A 22,113-nucleotide genomic window follows, 5' to 3' on the forward strand; every position below is an offset into this window, starting at 1 on the left:
TATGGATGCCTTTGTTTTAATCGGCTTGTGTTAGCTAGGTAAGCGTTGAGCCGCTATTTTTAAATGGATGAGAATTAGACCGAGTAGTGTTTTTAATGACCGATGCATTTAGGCGACTATAATAATCTTGTGCTAAACTGATTTTTATTATGATAAATATTTAGAGGATGGTTTATGCGTATTCTGAACAGTAGTGATACCAGCTTTGATACTCAGTTAAATGACTTATTGGCTTTTGAAACCGTCAATGACAGTGCATTGCTACACACAGTGGATGATATTATTCATCAGGTACGCCAAACAGGGGATAAAGCAGTACTCGAGTTGACCCAGAAGTTTGACTCACATCCGGCGACCAGTATGCAAGATTTGATGCTAACGTCAGCAGAGTTAAAAGAGGCATATGAAGCACTCGATACACCTATTAAAGAGGCGCTAGATACCGCAGCGAAGCGGGTAAAAAGCTTCCATCAGCGCCAAGTACAAGAAACGTGGGAATATACCGATGAGCTAGGCAATCGTTTGGGTCAAAAAGTAACGCCGCTCGATCGTGTTGGTATCTATGTGCCGGGCGGCTTGGCCTCTTATCCATCTTCTGTATTGATGAATGCTATTCCTGCCAAAGTGGCCGGCGTGCAAGAAGTGATTATGGTAGTACCTGCACCGAAAGGCGAGCTGAATTCGTTAGTGCTAGCTGCGGCGTATTTGTCAGGTGTGGATAAGGTATTTACCATCGGTGGTGCGCAAGCTGTGGCTGCTCTGGCGTATGGCACAGATACTATTCCTCAAGTAGATAAGGTCACTGGGCCAGGTAACAAATACGTTGCTGCTGCTAAGCGTGCAGTGTTCGGTCAGGTCGGTATTGATATGATTGCTGGCCCCTCTGAAGTGTTGGTTTATGCTGAAGGTGAGGCGGCGGATAACGCAGATTGGTTGGCAATGGATTTATTATCGCAAGCGGAGCATGATACGGTCGCTCAGGCCATTTTTGTAACGACCAGCCGTGAGCAATTAGATGAGGTGGCCAAAGCCATTGAGACTGCGCTTGAGCAATTACCAAAAGCAGATATCGCTCGTGAAGCGCTTGAGAATCGTGGTGCACTGATATTGGTCAAGGACCGAAATGAGGGGCTTGAGGTGATTAACCGTATTGCACCTGAGCATTTAGAGCTGTCCGTCGATAATCCAGATGCGCTGATTGATGATATTCGTCATGCTGGTGCTATCTTTATGGGCCGTCACACGCCAGAGGCCATTGGCGATTATTGTGCGGGTCCAAACCATGTACTGCCAACATCTGGCACTGCGCGCTTCTCTTCGCCTTTAGGGGTATATGATTTCCAGAAGAAATCCTCTTTAATATATTGCTCATCAGAGGGCGCAAAACCGTTAGCAAAAGTCGCCGATACTTTGGCGATGCAAGAAAATCTAGAAGCACACGCGCGCTCAGCCCGTTATCGCAGCGAAGGTTAGCATAAGATATTAACCCACTGCACTGTTGGCCGTTTCAAATTACTACGACATCAGCTGTCGTTTAATTTATATATTATTCATAATTCTTATGTAATATAGCAGGTTGCTCATGGACGTCATGCTAATATAAGGGATAAGCTGGGCAACCTGATAAACAGCTTGCCAAATAATTGATAATGATAAGGCAGGTCAAATTAGCGCATATAAAGGACAGTTCGAGCGGGGTTAAGAGAGAAGTAAGCTTATCGCTACCTCTACCACCCGCAGCAATACTCAGACACTGATGAAAAGATGATAAAAACTATGGAACAAAAACCAGATACTCGATTATGGTCGAATAAGGCCCGTAATTTAATGCCTTATGTACCGGGCGAACAGCCAGTGCATGACAATTTATGTAAGTTAAATACCAATGAGAATCCATTTGCGCCATCGCCTAAGGTTGCTGAAGCAATCAGTCGGGCTTTGGTCAATCAGGCTGATGAGCTACGTCTGTATCCAGAGCCTGAGTCTGATAAGTTAAGACAAGCACTGGCGGATAATCACCATCTTGATATCGATCAAGTTTTTGTTGGTAATGGCTCAGATGAAGTATTGGCGTTGGTATTTGCTTGTTTCTTTACCAAAGAGCGTCCGTTATTAGCGCCAGATATCAGCTATAGCTTCTATCCAGTTTACGCTGAGACATTCGATGTTGATTTAGTGAAGATTGCCCTACGTGATGATTTCTCGATTGAGCCTGATGATTATCGTCAGCCTTGCTCAGGTATTTTGATTGCTAACCCAAATGCGCCAACGGGGCTGCTATTGTCATTAGAATCCATTCGTAAACTGGCAACCGAGCATCCTAATGCGGTTGTGGTCATTGATGAAGCTTATATTGACTTTGCGCGTAGCGATGAGGGCGAGGTATCGGCGATTAGCTTAATTAATGAGTTTGAGAACGTTTTAGTCACTCAAACGTTCTCAAAATCGCGCTCGCTTGCAGGCCTGCGTGTTGGTATGGCTTTTGGTGATTCATCATTGATTGAAGCACTAACACGTATGAAGAATAGCTTTAATAGCTACCCGCTCGATCGTTTAGCGCAAGCAGGTGCGCTTGCCAGTGTGCAGGATGCCGCATACTTTAAAGAGACTTGTGACAAGGTAATTAAGCTGCGTGATGCGCTAACTGCTTCGTTAACCGAGCTGGACTTTGAGGTAGTGCCGTCACAGGCCAACTTCGTGCTGGCTCGCCCTAAAAGTGGTGACGCTGCAGAAATTGCTCAAAGCTTACGTGATGAAGGCATCATCGTGCGTCACTTTAGTCAGCCAAGAGTAAATGACTATCTGCGTATTACAGTTGGTACAGCAGAGCAGAATCAGCGTCTTGTTGATGCATTAAAACTACTGGCTTTTTAATTGGGTGTCATTAAGTTTAAGCGAAAAAACGCTTGCTAATAATGAGTTATAAAAAAGGACAGTCCTCAGTCGGCTGTCTTTTTTTATGGGTTTGGATGACTTAGTATAGACAGTAAATTGCCCACTTTGTCTTTGCACTCTTGGTATTCTGCTGCGTATTCTGAACTAACAGTAATACCGCCGCCTGCCCACAATTCGACATGACCTTGTCTATTAGCTTGTAATGATCGAATCAAGACATTCCATTGACCGTAGCCATCAAAATTCATATAACCCAATGTGCCACAGTAAGCACCGCGAGGGCCTGATTCAAGCTCGCTAATAATCTCGACGGCGCGTTTTTTGGGCGTGCCCGTAATGGAGCCGGCAGGCAAGCTATCAAAAAGCACGGTCAACGGGTGGATATTGTCTTTAATGGTGGCAGTGATGGAGCTGACCATATGATGCACATTGCTAAAGCTTTCAATGGCGAATAAATGCGGCACCTGTACGCTGCCTGTCTTGGCATATCGGCCTAAATCATTGCGCAGTAAATCAACAATCATTACATTTTCAGCACGGTCTTTGTCGCTATTGATTAATTGCTGCTTAAGCGCTTCATCTTTTTCAGGAGTGGTGCCGCGTGGCATGGTACCTTTAATGGGTTTTGTTAATATTTGCTGTTCGCCTTGATCGTTACTGGTAAATACCACAAATAGTTCAGGTGAGCAGCTGAGTAGCTCAAAGGCTAAAGACGAGCTGTTGATATCGTCTATTTTGAACTCTTTGGATTTGGTGTTAATACCTAAATAACCGGCAAAAGGTGCCTGTGTTTGCTGATGTAATGACGGTAAGTAATCAACCAAATTCACTGTATTGTTGAAAGCGCTAGGCAGTTGTCCTTGCCACTTTTGGGTGAGGTTAATCTGATAGCTGTCGCCTTGGTATAAAAAGTACTGGGTTTTTTCGAAGGCAGCCGTATAGTCGTCAATATGCCAATTGGCTTCTAGAACTAATGGTGGAGGAGGTGGTAATAACTTCTTTTGATTATCTTGCCTAGTGCTATCAGGATTAGATAACTGCTGTTCTACAAACTGCAGAAATGCTTTAACAGTATTGATGGCGTTGTCACTGGTGTCTTGCTGAGTATGTAATAGCCAGCCTTGATTTGCTTCATAGGTGAGATAGATATCGTAATGACCCATGAATGCACTGTGCTGATTAGCTACGGCAATAGCGTTAGTCGGGCTAAGCGCTTTGGCACTTAAATCATAGCCAATAAATCCCATTAGCCCGTTTTGATAGCTATTGGTATTTGTCACACTGTTTTGTGGTTGCTGCGCATTTGAATAATCAATAAGCTTGCTAATCCACTCGGCATAGCTGCACTTATATGTCTGATTATCGTAAGTGCAAGTTAAGTTAGAGCAGTTATCTGGGTTATTTGAGTTATCTGATTTATCTGGCAAAGCTTGACGCGCGGTCTTGAGTATTTCAATATAAACAGAGTCACTAACGCCATTATCCTCATCAACAGGCTCAGTAGGACTCACTGTCCAAGCGACTTTAGGTAATAACCCAATCACGGGCAGGCTGTCATTGTTCAACCAGCAAATATGCCAAGGCAAAACGGTATTCGCTTTAGTTTGAGATAACGAATTATGCTCGTTTTGTGTTTGATATAAAGACCCAAGCCTAACCAAATACGGAACAAGCTTGTGCGCAGGCAGGTGGTTAAACGAGAAGATATGAAAAGTCATAAACACTCAATAGCTTAAAAAAGATGAAGCGGCTGCTAAATAACCTATAATTAACGCAATATTTTACATTGCACCAAAGGCTGATAACACTGTTTAAACTGATACTTGTGCCCAAGTTACATAAAATTGACTTAATAACCAATATTACTCGCTTATTTTGGACAGGATAGTTTGTTTAGTAGGATGTTATAACTCTGCTGCGACATTAAATCTTGTGTGACTTATTTTTATTTAAACGATATTTATTTAACTGACATTAAATTTAGGAGAATTATAGTATGAGTAACAAATCAAAAAAATCAAATAACGCTCAGGGTATTGCTAAAGGATTAGATGCAGCCGGTCATTTGGCGCGTAATAATTTAGAGCGTTTAGGCTCATTTTTAGATGGTTTAAGTGCCAAGTCCGGTAAAGCTAGTCAATTTAAAGCAGTAGATTTATCAAACTACGAAACCAAATCAGTAGACAATTTATTTAGCCAACAAACCCTAAAAGCATCGCAGCAGCTAATCGGTAAGCGCTTTGCCACTTATGGTAAATACGCCAAAAAAGTGGTGCCAAATAGTGTGTTTAACAAAGCGACAGACAGTGCTTTTACTCAAGTAGGTAAATTAGCGGCAACGTGGAGTCAAATTGATTTACCAAGCGAGCAGCGTTTTGAGGGCATTCAAGGTTTAAGCGATCAAGAGCGCAATGCACTAGCCCGTGATATCGCTAACCAAAACCGTGCGCTTGCTACCATTGGCGGCGGTGTGTCAGGTTTAGCAGGCTTGCCAGGTATGTTCGCTGATACGCTATGGTTATTGCTGGTATCGCTACGTACCGTTTATCAGTTAGCGACCGTGTACGACAAGCCGTTAACTGGTAAGCAGGGCGTGAAAATGGCGTATGCTGTGCTATCTCATGCTGATCTAAGCAAGATGCAAGAGAAGCAAACGATTCTAGCAGGTCTGGGTATGGCCAAAGGTTTATTAGGTAGTGCCAATAATTCTGGCCTACGTGATGAGCTTAAGAATATGGGCGTTGGCGGTAGCAGCGTACAGTTCTACGCTGAGCAAGTCGACAATATCGCTAAGCAGTTTAATTTTGATTTAGACGGTATTGATTTAAGCTGGTTATTAAAATTCTTACCGCTAACGTCAGTAGCCGTTGCCGCGCATTACAACAGTCATTTAATTGACCAAGTAATCGGTGTAGCAAAAGCAACCTTTGGTCCTGAGCCTATCCCTGCCAAAGAGGGTATCGAAGACAAATCAGACGCAGACAAAAAAGCGGATGATAATGAAAAGGATAAGTCTGAGACGAGCGAGGAAGACAAGTCTGAAGACACTAAATCAGACGAGTCTAAAAAAGACAGCCAAGATGACAGCAATAAAGATGATAAAGCGTCTGACAAATAGATTTTGAGGTTATTTTAAGTTTGGCTCTTTAGAGTTGGGCTTATTAAACACAATCGTCTAATTGATAAAATGACTTTTCAAGATGCTTGGAAAGTCATTTTTATTTATAATAGAGGCGGTGATGATAGGTTGTGTTATGTGATTAAGACTTGCAACAACGACGATAAATCGGTAGAATCACCGCCTTAACTTCCCGCTGAGGAAGGCTAGAATTGCAAATGGTTGGTATCTTGTGCTGGAATAAGCCAGTGACACGGTGGCTAACCACTCATTGCGCTAGTGCCTCAGTTACGTACAGCAACGCTGTATATCGGACATAGAGAGAATTAATTATGCGTAAAGATATCCACCCAGAATACCAAGAAGTATTGTTCCACGACACTAACGCGGACGCTTTCTTCTTAATTCGTTCAACTGCTAAAACCAAAGCCACTCGCGAATATGAAGGCAAAGAATATCCTTACTATCCACTAGATATTTCTAGCGCTTCACATCCTTTCTACACTGGCGAGCAACGTAAAACCTCTAACGAAGGTCGTGTTGCAAGCTTCAACAAACGCTTTGGCGCGTTTGGTGGCCGTAGCAAGGCTAAGACTACTGACGCTGAGTAATTTTAAATTATTCTGTTGTTAGTCTTCAGCATAAAAAACCACCGCTTGCGGTGGTTTTTTTTGTACCAATTCATTATCAAAATAGATGGCTCAGAATAAACAAATATTTAGGCCAAAAAAATACCAGCTCTAATAGCTGGTATTTTTTGCGGGTAATATATTTAACTAACCATGTTTTAACTGACGTGGACGGAAGCCAGATAGCAATAGACAAACGCCATAAACGACAGCGCCTAATGCACATATTAATAGCAGTGCTATGACTCGATGAAGCTGCGATGAATGAGTTGGAAAGTAAGGTAACACCGTATAAAGCGTAGCAACCATCACCGCACTGGCGAACACAAATTGCGCCATCAGCTTTTTCCACTGCGGGCCGAATTTGAACAAATTACGCTTATGTAGCAGATAGTACAACAGACCTGCGTTCACAAAGGATGCAGCTGTGGTAGCAAGTGCTAGACCGCCGTGTAGTGGCAACTTGAAGTAATAGAAAATACCCACAAATAGTAAGCTAAAGACCATGTTGGCAATGACGGTCACAATACCGATTTGGACCGGTGTTTTGGTATCTTGACGGGCAAAGAAGGCCGGAGCAAAAATCTTAATAAGCATAAAGCCTAAAATGCCGCCTGCCATACTACGCAGTGCAAAGCCGCTCATATTGGCATCATTTAATGCAAATTCGCCGCGCATAAACAGAGTCTGCATGAGTACATCTGCTAGCACAAATAGCGCACAGGCTGCAGGGATACCGACCACGATAATCAGGCGTGCCGCCCAGTCGAGTGTCTTACGAAAAGTGACATCGTCTTTTTTGGCTTCACTGGCAGACAGGCTAGGTAGAATAACCGTACCAATCGCGACACCAATGAGACCTAATGGCAGCTCAGTCAATCGCTCTGCAGCATAAAGCCAAGATACAGAGCCGGTCATCATCAGTGATGCAAGAATGGTATTGAGCAGTAAGTTAATTTGAGTAACGGACACACCAAAGATGGCCGGTAGCATCAACTTTAAGATACGGCGCACACCTTCATGCTGAAAGTCAATCTTTGGCCCGACTAATAGCTTTTGTTGATAAAGCTGTGGTAGCTGAATAAAGAACTGCAATAGACCGGCGATAGCAACGGCATAACCAAGCGCCATAATTGGCTTATCAAACATCGGCGCAAAAATTAGTGCACCGGCAATCATACATAAGTTAAGCAGCACTGGTGCAATGGCAGGCGCGGCAAAGCGGCCATAGCTTTGCAAAATACTACCGGCAAATGCGGTCATCGAGATAAATAATAGATACGGGAAGGTCAGACGCAGCAAGTCAGCGGCCGTATTAAATTTCTCTGGCTCATCAGCAAAGCCTGGGGCAAATAAGGTAATGACCCAAGGCGATGCAATCATAACCACGACGGTGAGCACCGATAAGATAGACAGTAGAGCGCCTGAGGTGCGACTGATTAAAATCTGCACCTCTTGTAGCGTAAAGCGCTCTTTATATTCAGATAATACGGGAACAAAGGCTTGGCTGAAGGCACCTTCTGCAAATAAGCGGCGCAAAAAGTTGGGAATCTTAAACGCTACCAAAAAGGCGTCCATTAGTCCGCCTGCACCAAACACACCCATCAGCACAATATCACGTACTAGGCCTAGGATTCGAGAGAGCATTGTCATGGAGCTGACAATCATCGTCGAGCGAAACAGTTTGCTTTTTGCCATGTAATGTTAACGCCTATGGTTTTTAATGGGTTCAAAAATTGTGCAGATTATAGCATTATCTCAATGCGTTCTTGACGACCTCAGATGAAAATATTATGAAGCAGAGTTTGAGAAGGCAGTGTGTTTTCACACACGCTACCAAACACAGTATTTGCTTTGAGTATCGTCAATAATAGTTAGCCCAATAAGTCATGAACTTTTTGACGTAATTTAGCCCAATCAAAGTACTCACCTGGGTCGGTTTTACGGCCCGGCGCAATATCGCTATGACCAGTCAGATGACGGCGTGTTTTGGGATATGCTTTATGCAAAGCGGCAACGGCGGCGGCTAGTGTATTGTATTGTTTGTTAGTAAAGCCCTGGAAATCTGAGCCTTCAAGCTCGATACCAATACTATAGTCGTTGCACTCTGGTTTGCCTAGATAGCTTGAACGGCCGGCATGCCACGCTCTGTCTTCAAAGTTGACTAGCTGAGTTGCTTGTCCACTGCGCTCAATAAAGAGGTGTGCTGATACTTCCATACCCTCAATACTCTTAAAATAAGGGTGCTCATTCCAGTCTAGAGTGTTGGTAAATAGCGCTTTAACATAGTGCAGCCCATTGGCATCGGTTTGCTCAAATTCATTGGGCGGTAGACTAATGTTATGAATGACAATTGCGTTAATCTCACTATCTACAGGACGCTGATTGAAGTTGGGCGAGGGTAACCAATCGGCTTGCATCAAGCGGCCATCTGTAATCGTGAAAGAGGTGAGTGATGCTGATTTTGAAGAGAAAATAGGTTTTTTCATAAAGGTATCACATCAAAAGTATCAAGGTGAGCGGGGAGCATGGCTTTAAATAGCCAACATGGTATCATCGTAAGCTTAAGCTCTCTAGTCTCATAAACATAAGAAAATAGTAGCCGTATCACAGCAGGCTAAAAAGCGACTATCTGTTTTAGTCATTCAATGTATTTAGCAATGAAGATAACTTAATCATCAAAGCGACTTAGCAATTGAAGTGATATTAATATACATCAGTATTTGACTATCTATACATTAATCGTCACTCAATTATAAATAAGGTTGACTATGTTTGCCTCTCATTCTATCTCAAATCAAAGTACAGCTCATAAGCGCTTCAAAAAAAGCATGGGTCAAATTGCATTAGTAGCTGCTATCAGCAGTGTGGCGCTCTCCACGCATGCAGCACAGACCAACTCTCAAGTATTTCCAGAGCGGTCAGCGCAGTCTTCTTCTACTGCAGTTAGCAATACCGAGCAAGATGCACAAGTGAATAGCTTAATCGAAAGGGCGCGGCAAAAGAATTTAGCGCAGCATCCTACTTGGCTACGCCTACATTTTTATGAAAACAGTGGCAGTGATGACCACAAACACTATCGTAGCAGCGTAGATAATAAAGATTTTTTTGTCAGCGAAAAAGGCAGAACCGATCCGCAAGCAGAGCTAGATGCCTTTATCAAAGCAACAGTCACTCAAGGTATTGATGGCGATGACAGCGTTGCTTGTCGTTTTCCTGCGCGTACACATTGGTTAAAGACACAGCTGGGGATGGAGGAGATTCAGCCTAATTGTCCAGATTTTGATGCTTGGTTACAAAAGATTGATCCGCAGCGTTTGTCAGTAGTCTTTGCTGAAGAATACCCCAACCGAGCGGTTTCAGCCTTTGGTCATACGCTGATGCTCATTGATTCAACTGCAAGTTTGGCGAACCCAAAAGCGATTGATAAGGCGCATGCTTTGAATGACTCAGTCGCAGGTAATCCTGACGACTCAGCGCCGATATATGCTCTAAAATCTGCAACAGGCGGTTATCCAAATGACATTACTATCGAGCCATATCCTGTCAAGTTGGCCGATTATCTGCAAAGAGACAGCCGCGATGTATGGACCTATGCGCTTGATTTAAGCACTGAAGAGGTACAGCAAATCATGCGTCATGTCTATGAGAGCAAAGATTTAGAGCTGCCTTATTACTTTACCATGGATAACTGTGCCTCCGAGATTCTGCGCTATATAGATATCGTGCGCCCTGAGGGTCATTTATTGGATGAATTCAAAGTAGCCGTGGTGCCCTCTGATGTCATCCGTTTATTGCAAAAAGAGGGGCTGATTAATCAGCAAAACTATATACCGGCAGATAAAACCTTAGCTCAGGCTAAGCTCAATGACCCTCAGCTGATAAATTTACCAGATAGTAGTATCAGTCCAGACCACAAGTTTGTGCCAACGCATTTAACAGCTGCAGACAACAACCCGCTTAACGCCCATTCTTTGCAGCGAGTGATGGTGGGCGCTGGTAGGCAAGACGATACCGGCTATCTAAGTTTGGCGTATCGTGGTGGTTTTAATGGATTTTTGGACAGTCCTAGTGGCTATCCGCAGAACTTCCATCTAGAAGCTGGTTCGGTTGAACTGCGAGCTTACGGTGATGATGACAAGAATAAAGGCGATCATAAAAACGTAGAACTGCAACAATTAACTGTATTTCGAGGACGTGCATTTAACCCCATCAATACCGCCAAAAAAGGCGATTCATTATTATCAAGTTGGGGCGTAAATGTTCAAGCCAAACAGGTAAAGGATGGATCGAACGCGGGCATGAGCCGCTATAATAATGACAGCAGCCATCTTGTCGGTAGCGTCACTTATGAAAAAGGTATCTCGGCAGCTTTTGGTACACCAACCGCCGGCTCCGGTGAATTGCCACCGCATCTGTGTTATGCCTTTGGTACAGGTGCAGCGCAGATCGGTAAAGGACTTGTTAAAGGCTACCGTGTTGGAGCTGGCGTCAATGTCGGTTGCCGCTATCAGTTCTCTCGTAACGCTCGTCTAGTGGGCGAGATTGAAGCGCCTTATTGGTTCCACGGTGATATGGATTCAGACCAAGGCAAAGGCCATTACTGGCAGCCAATACTCAGTCTAGGCGCGCAATATGATTTGGGGCAAAACCAAGCCATCAGACTAAAAGGTAGTTATGAGTTGCAAAATCGTGTTGACGGTCGTGATGATGTGCAATTGGCCTACGTAAAATATTTTTAGCAGCCACTTTTAAATCAGGGTAGTATTAAGGTTAGACGGGTCTTTCATGGCTAACCACACAATAAGGATGTTAAGAAATCATGGACTCTGATATAGACGCTCAGAAACCAAGTGAGCATGTTGATGCCAATATCAATGAAGTATCGGTCGCTACTATTAAAACACATACTAATACTGCTAATAGTCAGCTCTCGATGAGTGACTTTTTAGCTGGGGTTAGTCAGCTAGCGGTCATCGGTGTGATTGAAACCACGGGCATCGTTGAAGCGATACATCGTGAGATAGTGCTGCGCCCCTTAGGGCTACTTAACCATAGATACGGTAGATTTTGGAATAAAGGCATTAGCGGACGTGTTTATGGGGTGGTCAAAGGGGTAACCTCGCTTGTGGGACATAGTCTTGCAATGGGTATCACTCAATATAATCGGCTCGCACGCCATGCACCGTCTCAGCCGCTACCTAAGACGCTGAACATGGTGGTAAATGTCATCAATGGGGTCATGGGCGATCATCTGGTTAGTCACAACAACCCTATTGCTTTGCCTATGACGCTGTATGGCCTAAATAATCAGCATCAAATTCAGCCTATTTATCTCTCTCTAACGCCTGACGTCAAAACAAATCCTACTGATAACGCCTCATCTAACCAAGGCCACAAGCCGCTCTGTGGTAGAGTCATTATCCTGCTACATGGTTTATGCATGGGCTATCTAAACTGGCAACCGGATAGCGAGCAATCGCTAGGACATAGGATTTTAAAAGAGTTGCCGGATGTGACCCTGTTGTACTTAAACTACAATACCGGACAGCGTATCTCTACCAATGGTCATCAGTTTGCTGAGCTCTTACATGGATTAACTACCCAATATCCTGATATCACACAAATTGATTTAGTTGGGCATAGTATGGGCGGGCTGGTCTCACGTAGTGCGCTTTATTATGGTACTCAAGCTCAATACAACTGGGTAAAGAAGGTAGATAAGCTAATTACTTTAGGTACGCCGCATCATGGGGCGGTGCTAGAGCGTATCGGTGATTTTGTGCAACAAAGTATCGCCAAACTGCCTTTTGCGGGTGCATTAGCCAAACTTGGTGATATACGCAGTGCGGGGATTATCGATTTGCGTCATGGTAGTATTCGAGATGAGGACTGGCAGTCGCTACAGACACGCAGCGTATTGCCTGATGAGGCGCGTCACTTCACAGCATTGCCTGAGCATATTAGCAGTTATTTTTTAGCAGGTAGCTTAAGTCAGGCGGAGGATGAGTCAGACATGAGTCAGTTATTGGGCGATGGTCTGGTTAATATTCCATCTGCTTTGGGAGAGCATACTAACGAGCACACTCTAGATATACCAGATGCGCATAAAGCGGTGTTTTATGAGGTAAGTCATTTAGCGTTATTAACCAATGAACGTGTTATCAGTCAGGCTGTTGAGTGGTTGCTGGAAGAGTAACTAAGCGCTTTTTGATTGTAAACAAAACAGCTGTATTCAAGCTAAAACTTCAAATTTATATCTAACAATCAGGTGTTTACCCTCATTATGACTTTCACTATTAGCGGAAACGTCAACGAAAGCAATAGCATCAAAAATGATAACAACTGTCAATTAAATAGCGTTTTTGTGGCTATTAAATCATTGATTGTCTCTGCTGTATTAATGGGTTTTGCCACCATGACCTATGCCGAAATCAATAGCTGTTATTATCGAGAGTTTGGCGTAAATTATAGTGATAATAAAAACAAGTTTATAGTACCAGCTGATACTGTGTTTGATATGAATGAGACTTTAAAAGATATTTATTTAGAAAAAAAGGGCGATTTCTTCATCGTTAAAGATGCTCAAGAAACGCCGCTATATCAAAGATTATATGATATTGAGGTCTATACCAACGGCTACATTATTGCAAAGCAAGCAAAGGGTGATAGGCCGTAAGACGACGATAGAAAAGGTGTTGATAGCAAAGGCAGCAATAGAGGCGATGCCAACTATGGACTAATCGATCCGACCGGCAAGCTCATTTATGACTTTAAATATCAAAGTATTGATTTGGTGGACGATGAACTGGCGATTTTAACCACAGAACACCAAGGGCAACAAAGCGATACTTTGATGACGCATGACGGACACGTTATTTACCCTGCCAAATTGGATACGGGCATAAATCTTGGTGCTGATAAGAAAAATCCAGCGGTTCACATTACCGCCATTCATTATGATACTGAAAGTCAGCAAGGTTATTTTCAAGTTGATAACAGCGATAAGTCTGGCGTGATTAATCAGCAAGGGGAAATGGTTATCCCCCTTATTTATGATGAAATGAGTGTCATGAACGACATATGTGAATCTGTTTTTGATATTGATAAGACTAATGCGCTAAAAGTACGTATCGATAATAAACTAGGATTGATTCAGCCTAATGGCCAATGGAGTGTTCCCCTAGCGCCTATGCAGTCGATTATTTATTTCAACTTTCAAACCTTTACGCCTTTTATTCTAAACCATATTGAAGCCAATCAAGGTGAAGTGGACTCTGTCTATTGGCGACCTCAGGAAAAAGATACGATTAGGGAAAATCTAATAACGCTGAAAGGAGAAGTGCTACTTACCTCAGATGAGCCTATAAAAGATTTACGTGGCGACTTGTATCAGTTTTCAAAAAATGGCAAGGTTGGCATCATTAATAATTGGGCTAGGATAGTATTAGATGCTAATTACAATAGAATTATAGTCAAACCTAATCAGGTGTTTATGGCTGAGCGTGAGGGAAAATTGGGTGTGGTATATGTCGATCAGTCAGATACAGCCTTATGGGTAAAGCGTTATTTTGATACGTTACAACCGGCATTGAGTGTCGATGTTGACGATATCAAGCGAGCTGAAGAAAATCTGACATGGAATGAAGAGAGCTTAGAGTTCGAGGCAGAGGCTGTCTTAGATACAAGTTATCCGTTTCCAAAGGAGACCTATCTTATAAGTGGTGGCAATCATAATATACATTCTGTCGGTAACCCAATAAGTCATGACTATTATGAAGCGGTTACTCCCAAAGCGTATATTGCCAGTAGCGATAAAAAGTATGGCGTATTTCATGGCGATACGGTTCTGATTCCGTTTTTTTATGACGACATCATTGATTATAACGGCGTGTTTATCGTTGAGGATTCTGGTAAATATGGTGTATTAGGGATTAATAATAACGTTATAAAGCCTATGATATATAACAGACTACAGGATGCTAAAAATGCCTCATCGGATGTCCGCTAAAAGATTATTACCGAAAGTCTTGATGGATAATGTACTTAGTATTCGAGGGTTTTGGCGCTTATTTTTTATTGGTTCTGCTGTCGCTGTCTCTAATATTAGCCTACTTCAGGCACATAGCAATACGCCCAACCAGTTAGCCACTCAAGCTGACATTGATAAATCAAAAGTAGATACATCAGACTCGCTGCCTTTTTATTTAACTAAGATTTGCACAAAACCTGTTCATATGGATTTGGATATGATGGATTGTGAGGCAGGCTATATATTAAAAGTTGAAACACTAAGTGATGGTACGGTTGTCGAGTCACAATTTATGGATGAATACGACGGATATGGGTGGTCACATTCCCGAATTAAAAAGTTAAACGATGATATTTATCTATTCTCATTAAGCTGTGGAACGCAGTGTGGTAATTTTATACTTGTGGGTCGAAATGGCCACGAACAATACTTTGAGCTTTTCTCTGACTTTGATACAGAGACACAATGTGCTGTAGAGTACGACTATGATAAGAAAATGTGGGTTGCCGCTCCCTTTTTCTCAGAAAACCGCATTGATTTAGTACAGACACGTGGCGACAGTGAGTCTGCTGTACTGCCTAAGTATGACTTGATGTTTAATAAAACAGGTGATGTCGAAGCATTCGACAGCTTTTCTGAAAATAGAATAATCCTTTTCACCATATCCAATCCTTGTCAACAGACCCTATTATCGAAATAATAATAACGAGATTAATATGAACGCACCTCTCAAGCGCAACTTACTTATCATCGGTCAAGGCGATATCGGTCTGGCAGTGACGAATGTCTTAGCCAACAAAGGTGTCAAAGTCACAGGGCTAGCACGCGGTGAGCGTCATCAATATGAACTGGCGGATACGGCTAAATACATACAAGCAGATTCTCGTGAACTAACAGCCGAGCAGCTTAGTCAGTTTACTCATATCGCTATTATTGTCGCCCCTGATAACTATCAGGCAATCGATTATCAGCAAACTTATTTAGGTATTGCCGAACATATTGCGACGTTAGCGGACAGTCTGCCAGAGCTTGAGCGCGTGGTATTTATTTCATCCACTGGAGTATACGGTCAGGATAATGGCGAATGGATAGATGAGACAGTTATTCCAAAGACACCAAAGCGAGAAGCTTCTCGCTATATTCTGCAAGCTGAGCAAGCACTACAATTCGCTTACGGCAAAAAGGCGGTGGTTATCCGTCCTAGCGGTATTTACGGTAAGCGGCGTTTAATGCGTATCCGTAAAGCGAGCGAGAGCAATAAAGAGCCGATGCCAAAATATGCATGGAGCAATCGCATTATGGACACAGACCTTGTCAATATTATCGTGCAAGTATTAATGGTCGATAATGCACAACTAAAACCTGTATATTTGGCAACAGATTATGCGCCTGTTACCTCTTTTGAATTGACCTGTTGGCTGGCTGATAAGTTAGGTAGCTCACAGCCTACTGTATTGAAGGAGGGTCAACAGAGCAGCGATGTCATGAGCGGTAAACGTTTGCACAGTAATATTCCACGTGACTGGCTAAGATATCCAGATTGGCAAAGTGGATATCGTTATATATTGGCAGAATTGAAGATAAGCTAAAGGCAGGGTGGAGATAACGCTATAAATCATGCATGCACATTAAAATAGCCAATCGAATGAATTCACATAGAATTACTTTGATTAAAACTAATAAACACAAAATCTGTATATCTTAAGTTGCTAATTGAAGTGGTTTTGATAGACTAAACCGCTCAAAACCATTTTTAGGTTAAGCTTGTAGGAGGGCGTATGTCATCAATGGGAAATTCGCAAGACGATGCGCAACAAAGCTCATCAACAGACAAAAAGCTTGACGCTAATTCTGAGCAGCAACCAAGTCAACAAGACGCCAATCAAACAAAGTCTAATAAACCGGACTCAAACCTCAATAAAGCAGAGCAAACAGATTCTCTTCCTATCAAAGATGTGACAAAAAAGCTAAATGAGCCATTATTAGGGACGACGGTAGACAGTGCCGTTAATCCTAATAGCCGCACTTCTCGGGCTTTAAATAAAGAAGCGACGACTTATAAAACAGCCAAGCCGCAACCAGACCGCGTGTCACAGATTAGCGGGCAGTTTGATGTGGCACATCCACGAATTGCGCATCCAGACTTTAACCCCAAAACCAAAGATTCTGCTTTAGATCCTGATAGACCGCTTAGCGATATTCCAGCGCCTTCACCGCGTTATCAGCAGCCTATCAAAAAGCTTTTGCACGAAATGATTGCTGACAATAAAGCGTTAACCAAAGTCATTCATGATGCCAATCAACTTACCGAGCCTGATTTGTCTCAACAAGGGCAATACGATAATGCATCAAGGTGGGCGCTTATTGCCTCACCAGCGCTAGCTTCACATTTGGAGTTATTGCAATTGGGCGGATTGATTAATCTGCCTGCCGCATTTTTTGAACCAGTTGCCGCGCATGAGATGGTAAATACAACAACGGCATCTAGTGCTATTGCTACTAAAGCTACGACTGTTAAAGAGCCACTAGAGCTGCTGTCTCCTTTGACAGAAATGACGCTACTGGATATGTCAGATATTTACCGTGTCTGTCAGCAATATCCATCGCTCACACGTTATGGCTTCAAGGTAAGTGCTGATACAGAGACTAAGCCTACCTTAGCGGGTATCTCACAGTTATCAGCGACCATGCCAGAGATGATTAATGATATATTTGCGCCAAATTGGGAGCTTATCTTATATCCAGAGCGTTTTGATAATGGCGTAGACAGCCTAAGCACCGATATCTTAGCCTGTAGCGTGGCGGTGCATATTTTAAAGCAATGTCAGACACGTCAATCGGTTAATCGCAGCATCACCGCGCAGCAAATCTGTCAGCACATGCGCAGCTACGTACTCAGTCAGTGTAATATTCATCCGCAATATGAACAGCAATACCGTCAAATACGTTTGTTTGTGGGTCATGTGGTAGTAGCAGCGCATTATCTGGGACTAAAAATTACCCATGCTGCGCATCACGACCATGCGTCACATACCAATGTTAAAGGTAAGCCGAGTGCCAATTTAGGTCAGCCTATTTACCTTAATATCTCATCACGTACTGCTTTGTTGACCCGTTATCCAAATATCAGTGATTACTATATTAACGGCTGGTCGTAATCACAATAAACAGCTGATTATTAGTGATTAAGTGCATGGGTTTATTTATGGGTGCGATAGCGATAAAAATAGTTTGCACCTATTGGTCTGAATGACTAAGATAGCCCTCTTTAAATATACTGTAAGCTTTTAATCTTGAATTTTATTTACTTTTATAGGAATGCTCATGTCCGTGCAACCTTTTAGCTCTAACGCATTTATCGACCTTGCTTTATCAAACAACGTATTAAAATTTGGCGAATATGTGCTGAAATCAGGTCGCATTAGCCCTTATTTTTTTAATGCCGGCTTATTGGCAACAGGTGAAACCTTATCATTATTGGCCAATGGTTATGCTGATGTCTTAGCAGAACAAGTAAAAGACACGGGCAGTGATGAGCTGGTTATCTTTGGTGCTGCATATAAAGGTATTCCTTTTGTGGCAGCGACGGCACAAGCGCTTTGGAACAATCATGGTATTAATGCCAAATGGGGCTATAACCGTAAAGAGGCCAAAGATCATGGCGAGGGCGGTAATCTAGTTGGCGCCGATATCAAAGGTAAGGCGGTTTGGGTGTTAGACGATGTAATTACCGCAGGCACGGCTATGCGTGAAGTGGTGGAGATTTTAGATAAAGCAGGCGCCACTGTGGCCGGTATTATCGTGGCATTAGATCGTAAAGAGCGTGGTCAAAATGAGCAATCTGCTATTCAAGAGCTTGCTGAAACGTTAAACGTTCCTGTACAAGCTTTGGTCACTATTGATGATATTATTGATTATGTTGCCAAAAATGGCGACAGCACCCAATTAGCAAAAATGCGCCATTACCGTGAGCAATACGGTATCTAAGCATTAACACTATTGTAGAGTTAAAATCACCATCAGCGTCAATATTATAACAATGCCAATCGCTGGGACGATTCTCAATAATAGGGTAGTCATAACGGAGTAATGTAGCATGAGTCAAAATTTAATGGGCAAATCACTTAATGTATTGGTGGTGATGGATCCGATTGAGACGGTCAATTATAAAAAAGATAGTACACTGGCAATGATGTGGGCGGCAAGTGACCGCGGGCATAAGCTGGGTTATTGTCAGATTCATGACTTATGGCTTGATGAAGGCGCTTTAAAAATCGATGCTCAAGCAGTGACTGTGCGCCGTGACCCTGAAGACTTCTATAGTCTTGAGCAGAAGGTAACTCAGCCGATTACTGATTATGACGTTATTTTAATGCGCAAAGACCCACCGTTTAACATGCGTTTTTTATATAGCACCTATATGCTTGATCATGCCAAAGAGGCTGGCGTGTTGGTGGTTAATGACCCGCAAGCGATTCGTGACTGCAACGAGAAACTGTTTGCCACATGGTTTAGTGATTTGATGAGCCCAACGATTGTGACTAGCAAACAGTCGCATATTCGTCAGTTTATCAAAGAGCAGCATGACGTCATCGTTAAACCGCTAGATGGTATGGGCGGTACTGGTATCTTTAGATTGACCGAAGACAGTCCTAATATTGGTGCAACACTTGAGATGCTAACCGAACTTGAGACTCTGCCGATTATGGCGCAGCGTTATTTGCCAGAGATCAAAGACGGCGATAAGCGCATTTTGATTGTTGACGGTGAGATTGTGCCTTTTAGCCTAGCGCGTATTCCGACGAAAGGCGAGACTCGAGGCAATCTAGCAGCCGGCGGTCAAGGAGTGGCAATGCCCGTTACAGATGCTGAAATGAAAGTTGCCAAACAGGTAGCGCCGATTGTGAAAGACAAAGGGCTAATGTTTGTCGGCCTTGATGTCATTGGCGGCAAAATTACCGAGATTAATGTGACAAGCCCAACTTGTATTCGTGAGATTAATGATCAGTGCGGTACAGACATCGCCATTGACTTGATGATTGCGATTGAGAATAAGCTGATTAATCGCTAAAAGTAGACAGTAGTTGGGCTAATTTCCATTTAATAGGTGATATTGCGCTAATATTACTCAACTATTAATAAATAGAGCTGTTTTTTACAAATTAATGGGTCAAGCGCTGTGTTAGGAGTTGATTTTCTGTCAGACTCTTATATTATGAAAGAGTCAATTAACATGACTTAATGAATAGTTGGTATTAAATTATTTATTACCGATTCTTCTTATTTGATTCCAAGCTCAGATAAGACAGACGATACTCAATTCTTTAGGATAAAGAGGTGAGTGGTTTTAAGTAATTATTAATAACCGCCTGTCTAATCACGACAGGCACCAACCTCAATTAACTTTTAACAAGGATGTATTATGAAAATGCTAGCGAAAACTTTAGTATTATCAGCCGGTTTAGCCTTTGGGTTTGCCGCAAATGCAGCAGATCAATTAAACAACACAAAATGGACGACCTTCAATGATAAAGGTCAGCCTGACTCAGTATTGCAATTCGTTGAGCAAAACAACGGTAAGTTATCGGCCAAAATCGTTAAAGTATTAGATCCACGCGCCGCAGGTAAGAGTGTGTGTGATACCTGTAGAGGTAAATTCAAAAACAAGCCTTTAACCGGAGCAACGGTTATTTGGGATTTAGAAGCCGATCCAAAAAATCCTAATAAATACATCAATGGCTCAGGTATCGAACCTGAAACGGGTACGACCTTCTCAGGTAAAGCAGAGTTAAAAGGCAATACTTTAAAGCTTCGTGGCTACAAAGGTATTTCATTGTTAGGTAAGACCCGTACCCTTAAACGTCGTTAATTTTATCGATTCTTTTGAGTTGCTAACTAACTATTTTATAGAGGCTATAGCCTTTATAAAATAAGTCGGTAGACATAACGATATGCTGCTATTTTATAATCAAGCAACTTTAGAACCAAGCAACGATATTTCGCTGCTTGGTTTTTTGCGTTTAGACAATCCTTATAACGGCAGACCCTACAGAATCGAAACAGTTGTGTACTTTGTTGTACATTAATTCTCTTTAAACGGTGGATGTCATCGCCTAAGCATGTGATTTATGCTATGATTTTTCTGATTTATTTGTGCCCTATTTTCTTGTATAAAATTTAGGAGATTTTTTGTGTCAGAGTCCTCAACTGTGAGTCGTCCTACTGAACCGGCGACCACTCAAGTCACTACCAAAGCAGCCCCGAATGTATTGATGATGGCAGCGGGTACCGGTGGTCATGTCTTCCCAGCTTTGGCTGTTGCGGAAGAGTTGACGAGACGCGGTGCAGTAGTACACTGGTTAGGGACACCGCAAGGCATGGAAAATAATTTGGTTAAGCCTGTTGGCTATACATTTCATACTATTAATATGCAAGGTCTGCGCGGCAAAGGCATGGGGCGGTTGCTAAAAATGCCGTTTACGCTGTCGCAAGCGGTACTTGCCAGTATCAAAGTGATTAAAAGCAATCGTATTGATGTGGTCGTCGGCTTTGGCGGTTATGTGAGCGCACCGGGTGGACTGGCTGCAAAAGCAACTGGTACGCCGCTTATTATTCATGAGCAAAATGCCATTTCAGGTATGAGTAATCGTTATTTAGCAAAATTGTCCACCAAAGTACTGCAAGCCTTCCCGAATACCTTTGGGGATAGTGAAAGTGAGGATAATCCTAAGCTTGAAACCGTCGGTAATCCGGTTCGAGAAGCGATTTCTAATATTGAGCCGCCAGAGACGCGTTATGATGTGGAAGATGACAGCCCATTAAAGCTATTGGTCGTGGGCGGCTCATTGGGTGCGCAAATACTTAATCAGACTGTGCCGGCAGCACTGGCTCAAATTGATAAGCCAATTGCAGTGCATCATCAGTGTGGCCATAACAACTTTGCCACTACTCAGACCAATTATGAAATAGTCGATAAATCAGTGCATGATGTAACGGTTAAACCATTTATTGATAATATGGCAGCAGCCTATGCGTGGGCGGATATTATCGTTTGCCGTGCTGGCGCCCTGACAGTGACTGAAATTCAAAATGTCGGTTTAGCCGCGATATTTGTGCCATTACCGCATGCAGTAGATGACCATCAGACTGCTAATGCTCGATCACTCGCCATTGAAGATGCTGCTTACTTAATTCCACAAAGCAAGTTTACGCCAGAGCACTTATCAGAGATTCTACTCGATTTAGATCGTGAGAAATGTCAGACCATGGCCAAAAAAGGCAAAGCACTGGCTAATCCAGGATCCACAGTGATGACCGCAGACTATATTTGGTCAGAGCTGTCAAAATAGCTTGAGTTAAACCAGTCATATTTATCAAATTGACTGACTCAGCCACTGGTGCAGTTATTTGTATTGTCTTATAATCACTCCATTCTTGGT

18 protein-coding genes are annotated in these 22,113 nt (G+C 42.7%); 15 read left to right on the forward strand and 3 right to left on the reverse strand.

Annotated elements, in window-relative coordinates:
* Positions 1-174: 174 nt before the first annotated feature.
* Entirely contained in the window at positions 175-1,473 is a 1,299-nt protein-coding gene (gene hisD, locus AC2SLM_RS09495) for a histidinol dehydrogenase (protein ID WP_486553482.1), read from the forward strand.
* Between the two features lie 291 nt (positions 1,474-1,764).
* Positions 1,765-2,874 (forward strand): histidinol-phosphate transaminase, encoded by a 1,110-nt coding sequence (gene hisC, locus AC2SLM_RS09500; RefSeq protein WP_486553483.1) that lies wholly within the window; start codon positions 1,765-1,767, stop codon positions 2,872-2,874.
* A gap of 83 nt (positions 2,875-2,957) precedes the next feature.
* Here hisC and AC2SLM_RS09505 read toward each other — a convergent pair whose 3' ends face one another.
* Positions 2,958-4,613, reverse strand: coding sequence for an anthranilate synthase component I family protein (locus AC2SLM_RS09505; RefSeq protein ID WP_486553485.1), 1,656 nt, complete (start codon positions 4,611-4,613; stop codon positions 2,958-2,960).
* Between the two features lie 278 nt (positions 4,614-4,891).
* Here AC2SLM_RS09505 and AC2SLM_RS09510 point away from each other — a divergent pair, with 278 nt between their 5' ends.
* Entirely contained in the window at positions 4,892-6,013 is a 1,122-nt protein-coding gene (locus tag AC2SLM_RS09510; RefSeq protein ID WP_486553486.1) for an EcsC family protein, read from the forward strand.
* Between the two features lie 332 nt (positions 6,014-6,345).
* Entirely contained in the window at positions 6,346-6,624 is a 279-nt protein-coding gene (locus AC2SLM_RS09515; RefSeq protein WP_486542367.1) for a type B 50S ribosomal protein L31, read from the forward strand.
* Between the two features lie 165 nt (positions 6,625-6,789).
* Here the strand turns inward: AC2SLM_RS09515 and murJ are convergent, their stop codons facing one another.
* Both murJ and ampD read right to left on the reverse strand, forming a co-directional pair.
* Positions 6,790-8,340: a murein biosynthesis integral membrane protein MurJ gene (gene murJ, locus AC2SLM_RS09520; RefSeq protein WP_486542369.1), complete on the reverse strand. Its 1,551-nt coding sequence runs from the start codon at positions 8,338-8,340 to the stop codon at positions 6,790-6,792.
* A 176-nt stretch (positions 8,341-8,516) separates the two neighbouring features.
* Complete coding sequence (gene ampD / locus AC2SLM_RS09525) at positions 8,517-9,131, reverse strand: 1,6-anhydro-N-acetylmuramyl-L-alanine amidase AmpD (protein WP_486553488.1); 615 nt, start codon at positions 9,129-9,131, stop codon at positions 8,517-8,519.
* A 282-nt stretch (positions 9,132-9,413) separates the two neighbouring features.
* On the opposite strand from ampD, the gene AC2SLM_RS09530 reads away from it, so the two are divergent.
* The 11 genes from AC2SLM_RS09530 to murG all read left to right on the forward strand — a co-directional run bounded on the left by AC2SLM_RS09530 (position 9,414) and on the right by murG (position 22,023).
* Positions 9,414-11,384, forward strand: a complete 1,971-nt coding sequence (locus AC2SLM_RS09530) for an Lnb N-terminal periplasmic domain-containing protein (protein ID WP_486553489.1) — start codon at positions 9,414-9,416, stop codon at positions 11,382-11,384.
* Between the two features lie 80 nt (positions 11,385-11,464).
* On the forward strand, positions 11,465-12,841 hold the full coding sequence (locus AC2SLM_RS09535; RefSeq protein WP_486553491.1) for an esterase/lipase family protein: 1,377 nt from the start codon (positions 11,465-11,467) through the stop codon (positions 12,839-12,841).
* Positions 12,842-12,928: 87 nt separating this feature from the next.
* Positions 12,929-13,321, forward strand: a complete 393-nt coding sequence (locus tag AC2SLM_RS09540; RefSeq protein WP_486553493.1) for a hypothetical protein — start codon at positions 12,929-12,931, stop codon at positions 13,319-13,321.
* 63 nt (positions 13,322-13,384) lie between these two features.
* Positions 13,385-14,653, forward strand: coding sequence for a WG repeat-containing protein (locus AC2SLM_RS09545; protein WP_486553505.1), 1,269 nt, complete (start codon positions 13,385-13,387; stop codon positions 14,651-14,653).
* A complete protein-coding gene (locus AC2SLM_RS09550; protein ID WP_486553495.1) occupies positions 14,631-15,374 on the forward strand; it encodes a hypothetical protein in 744 nt (247 codons plus the stop codon). The genes AC2SLM_RS09545 and AC2SLM_RS09550 overlap by 23 nt, the downstream gene beginning before the upstream one ends.
* Positions 15,375-15,390: 16 nt before the next feature.
* Positions 15,391-16,263: an SDR family oxidoreductase gene (locus AC2SLM_RS09555; RefSeq protein WP_486553496.1), complete on the forward strand. Its 873-nt coding sequence runs from the start codon at positions 15,391-15,393 to the stop codon at positions 16,261-16,263.
* Between the two features lie 189 nt (positions 16,264-16,452).
* Complete coding sequence (locus AC2SLM_RS09560; protein WP_486553497.1) at positions 16,453-17,832, forward strand: hypothetical protein; 1,380 nt, start codon at positions 16,453-16,455, stop codon at positions 17,830-17,832.
* A gap of 166 nt (positions 17,833-17,998) precedes the next feature.
* Complete coding sequence (gene pyrE / locus AC2SLM_RS09565) at positions 17,999-18,661, forward strand: orotate phosphoribosyltransferase (RefSeq protein ID WP_486553499.1); 663 nt, start codon at positions 17,999-18,001, stop codon at positions 18,659-18,661.
* A gap of 109 nt (positions 18,662-18,770) precedes the next feature.
* A complete protein-coding gene (gene gshB / locus AC2SLM_RS09570; protein ID WP_486553500.1) occupies positions 18,771-19,745 on the forward strand; it encodes a glutathione synthase in 975 nt (324 codons plus the stop codon).
* Between the two features lie 351 nt (positions 19,746-20,096).
* Positions 20,097-20,543, forward strand: coding sequence for a DUF2147 domain-containing protein (locus tag AC2SLM_RS09575; RefSeq protein ID WP_486542389.1), 447 nt, complete (start codon positions 20,097-20,099; stop codon positions 20,541-20,543).
* Between the two features lie 403 nt (positions 20,544-20,946).
* Positions 20,947-22,023 (forward strand): undecaprenyldiphospho-muramoylpentapeptide beta-N-acetylglucosaminyltransferase, encoded by a 1,077-nt coding sequence (gene murG, locus AC2SLM_RS09580; protein ID WP_486553507.1) that lies wholly within the window; start codon positions 20,947-20,949, stop codon positions 22,021-22,023.
* The last annotated feature ends 90 nt before the right edge of the window (positions 22,024-22,113 follow it).

Source organism: Psychrobacter sp. CX16, from assembly GCF_057396245.1.

Excerpts from the sequence above, each read along its gene's own strand:
- AC2SLM_RS09535 (WP_486553491.1), top strand. The coding sequence starts at position 11,465 with ATGGACTCTGATATAGACGCTCAGAAACCAAGTGAGCATGTTGATGCC.
- AC2SLM_RS09550 (WP_486553495.1), top strand. The coding sequence starts at position 14,631 with ATGCCTCATCGGATGTCCGCTAAAAGATTATTACCGAAAGTCTTGATG.
- AC2SLM_RS09555 (WP_486553496.1), top strand. The coding sequence starts at position 15,391 with ATGAACGCACCTCTCAAGCGCAACTTACTTATCATCGGTCAAGGCGAT.
- AC2SLM_RS09575 (WP_486542389.1), top strand. The coding sequence starts at position 20,097 with ATGAAAATGCTAGCGAAAACTTTAGTATTATCAGCCGGTTTAGCCTTT.
- AC2SLM_RS09515 (WP_486542367.1), top strand. The coding sequence starts at position 6,346 with ATGCGTAAAGATATCCACCCAGAATACCAAGAAGTATTGTTCCACGAC.
- AC2SLM_RS09560 (WP_486553497.1), top strand. The coding sequence starts at position 16,453 with ATGTCATCAATGGGAAATTCGCAAGACGATGCGCAACAAAGCTCATCA.
- AC2SLM_RS09505 (WP_486553485.1), bottom strand. The coding sequence starts at position 4,613 with ATGACTTTTCATATCTTCTCGTTTAACCACCTGCCTGCGCACAAGCTT.
- AC2SLM_RS09530 (WP_486553489.1), top strand. The coding sequence starts at position 9,414 with ATGTTTGCCTCTCATTCTATCTCAAATCAAAGTACAGCTCATAAGCGC.
- murJ (WP_486542369.1), bottom strand. The coding sequence starts at position 8,340 with ATGGCAAAAAGCAAACTGTTTCGCTCGACGATGATTGTCAGCTCCATG.
- AC2SLM_RS09510 (WP_486553486.1), top strand. The coding sequence starts at position 4,892 with ATGAGTAACAAATCAAAAAAATCAAATAACGCTCAGGGTATTGCTAAA.
- hisC (WP_486553483.1), top strand. The coding sequence starts at position 1,765 with ATGATAAAAACTATGGAACAAAAACCAGATACTCGATTATGGTCGAAT.
- gshB (WP_486553500.1), top strand. The coding sequence starts at position 18,771 with ATGAGTCAAAATTTAATGGGCAAATCACTTAATGTATTGGTGGTGATG.
- AC2SLM_RS09540 (WP_486553493.1), top strand. The coding sequence starts at position 12,929 with ATGACTTTCACTATTAGCGGAAACGTCAACGAAAGCAATAGCATCAAA.
- ampD (WP_486553488.1), bottom strand. The coding sequence starts at position 9,131 with ATGAAAAAACCTATTTTCTCTTCAAAATCAGCATCACTCACCTCTTTC.
- pyrE (WP_486553499.1), top strand. The coding sequence starts at position 17,999 with ATGTCCGTGCAACCTTTTAGCTCTAACGCATTTATCGACCTTGCTTTA.
- hisD (WP_486553482.1), top strand. The coding sequence starts at position 175 with ATGCGTATTCTGAACAGTAGTGATACCAGCTTTGATACTCAGTTAAAT.
- murG (WP_486553507.1), top strand. The coding sequence starts at position 20,947 with ATGATGGCAGCGGGTACCGGTGGTCATGTCTTCCCAGCTTTGGCTGTT.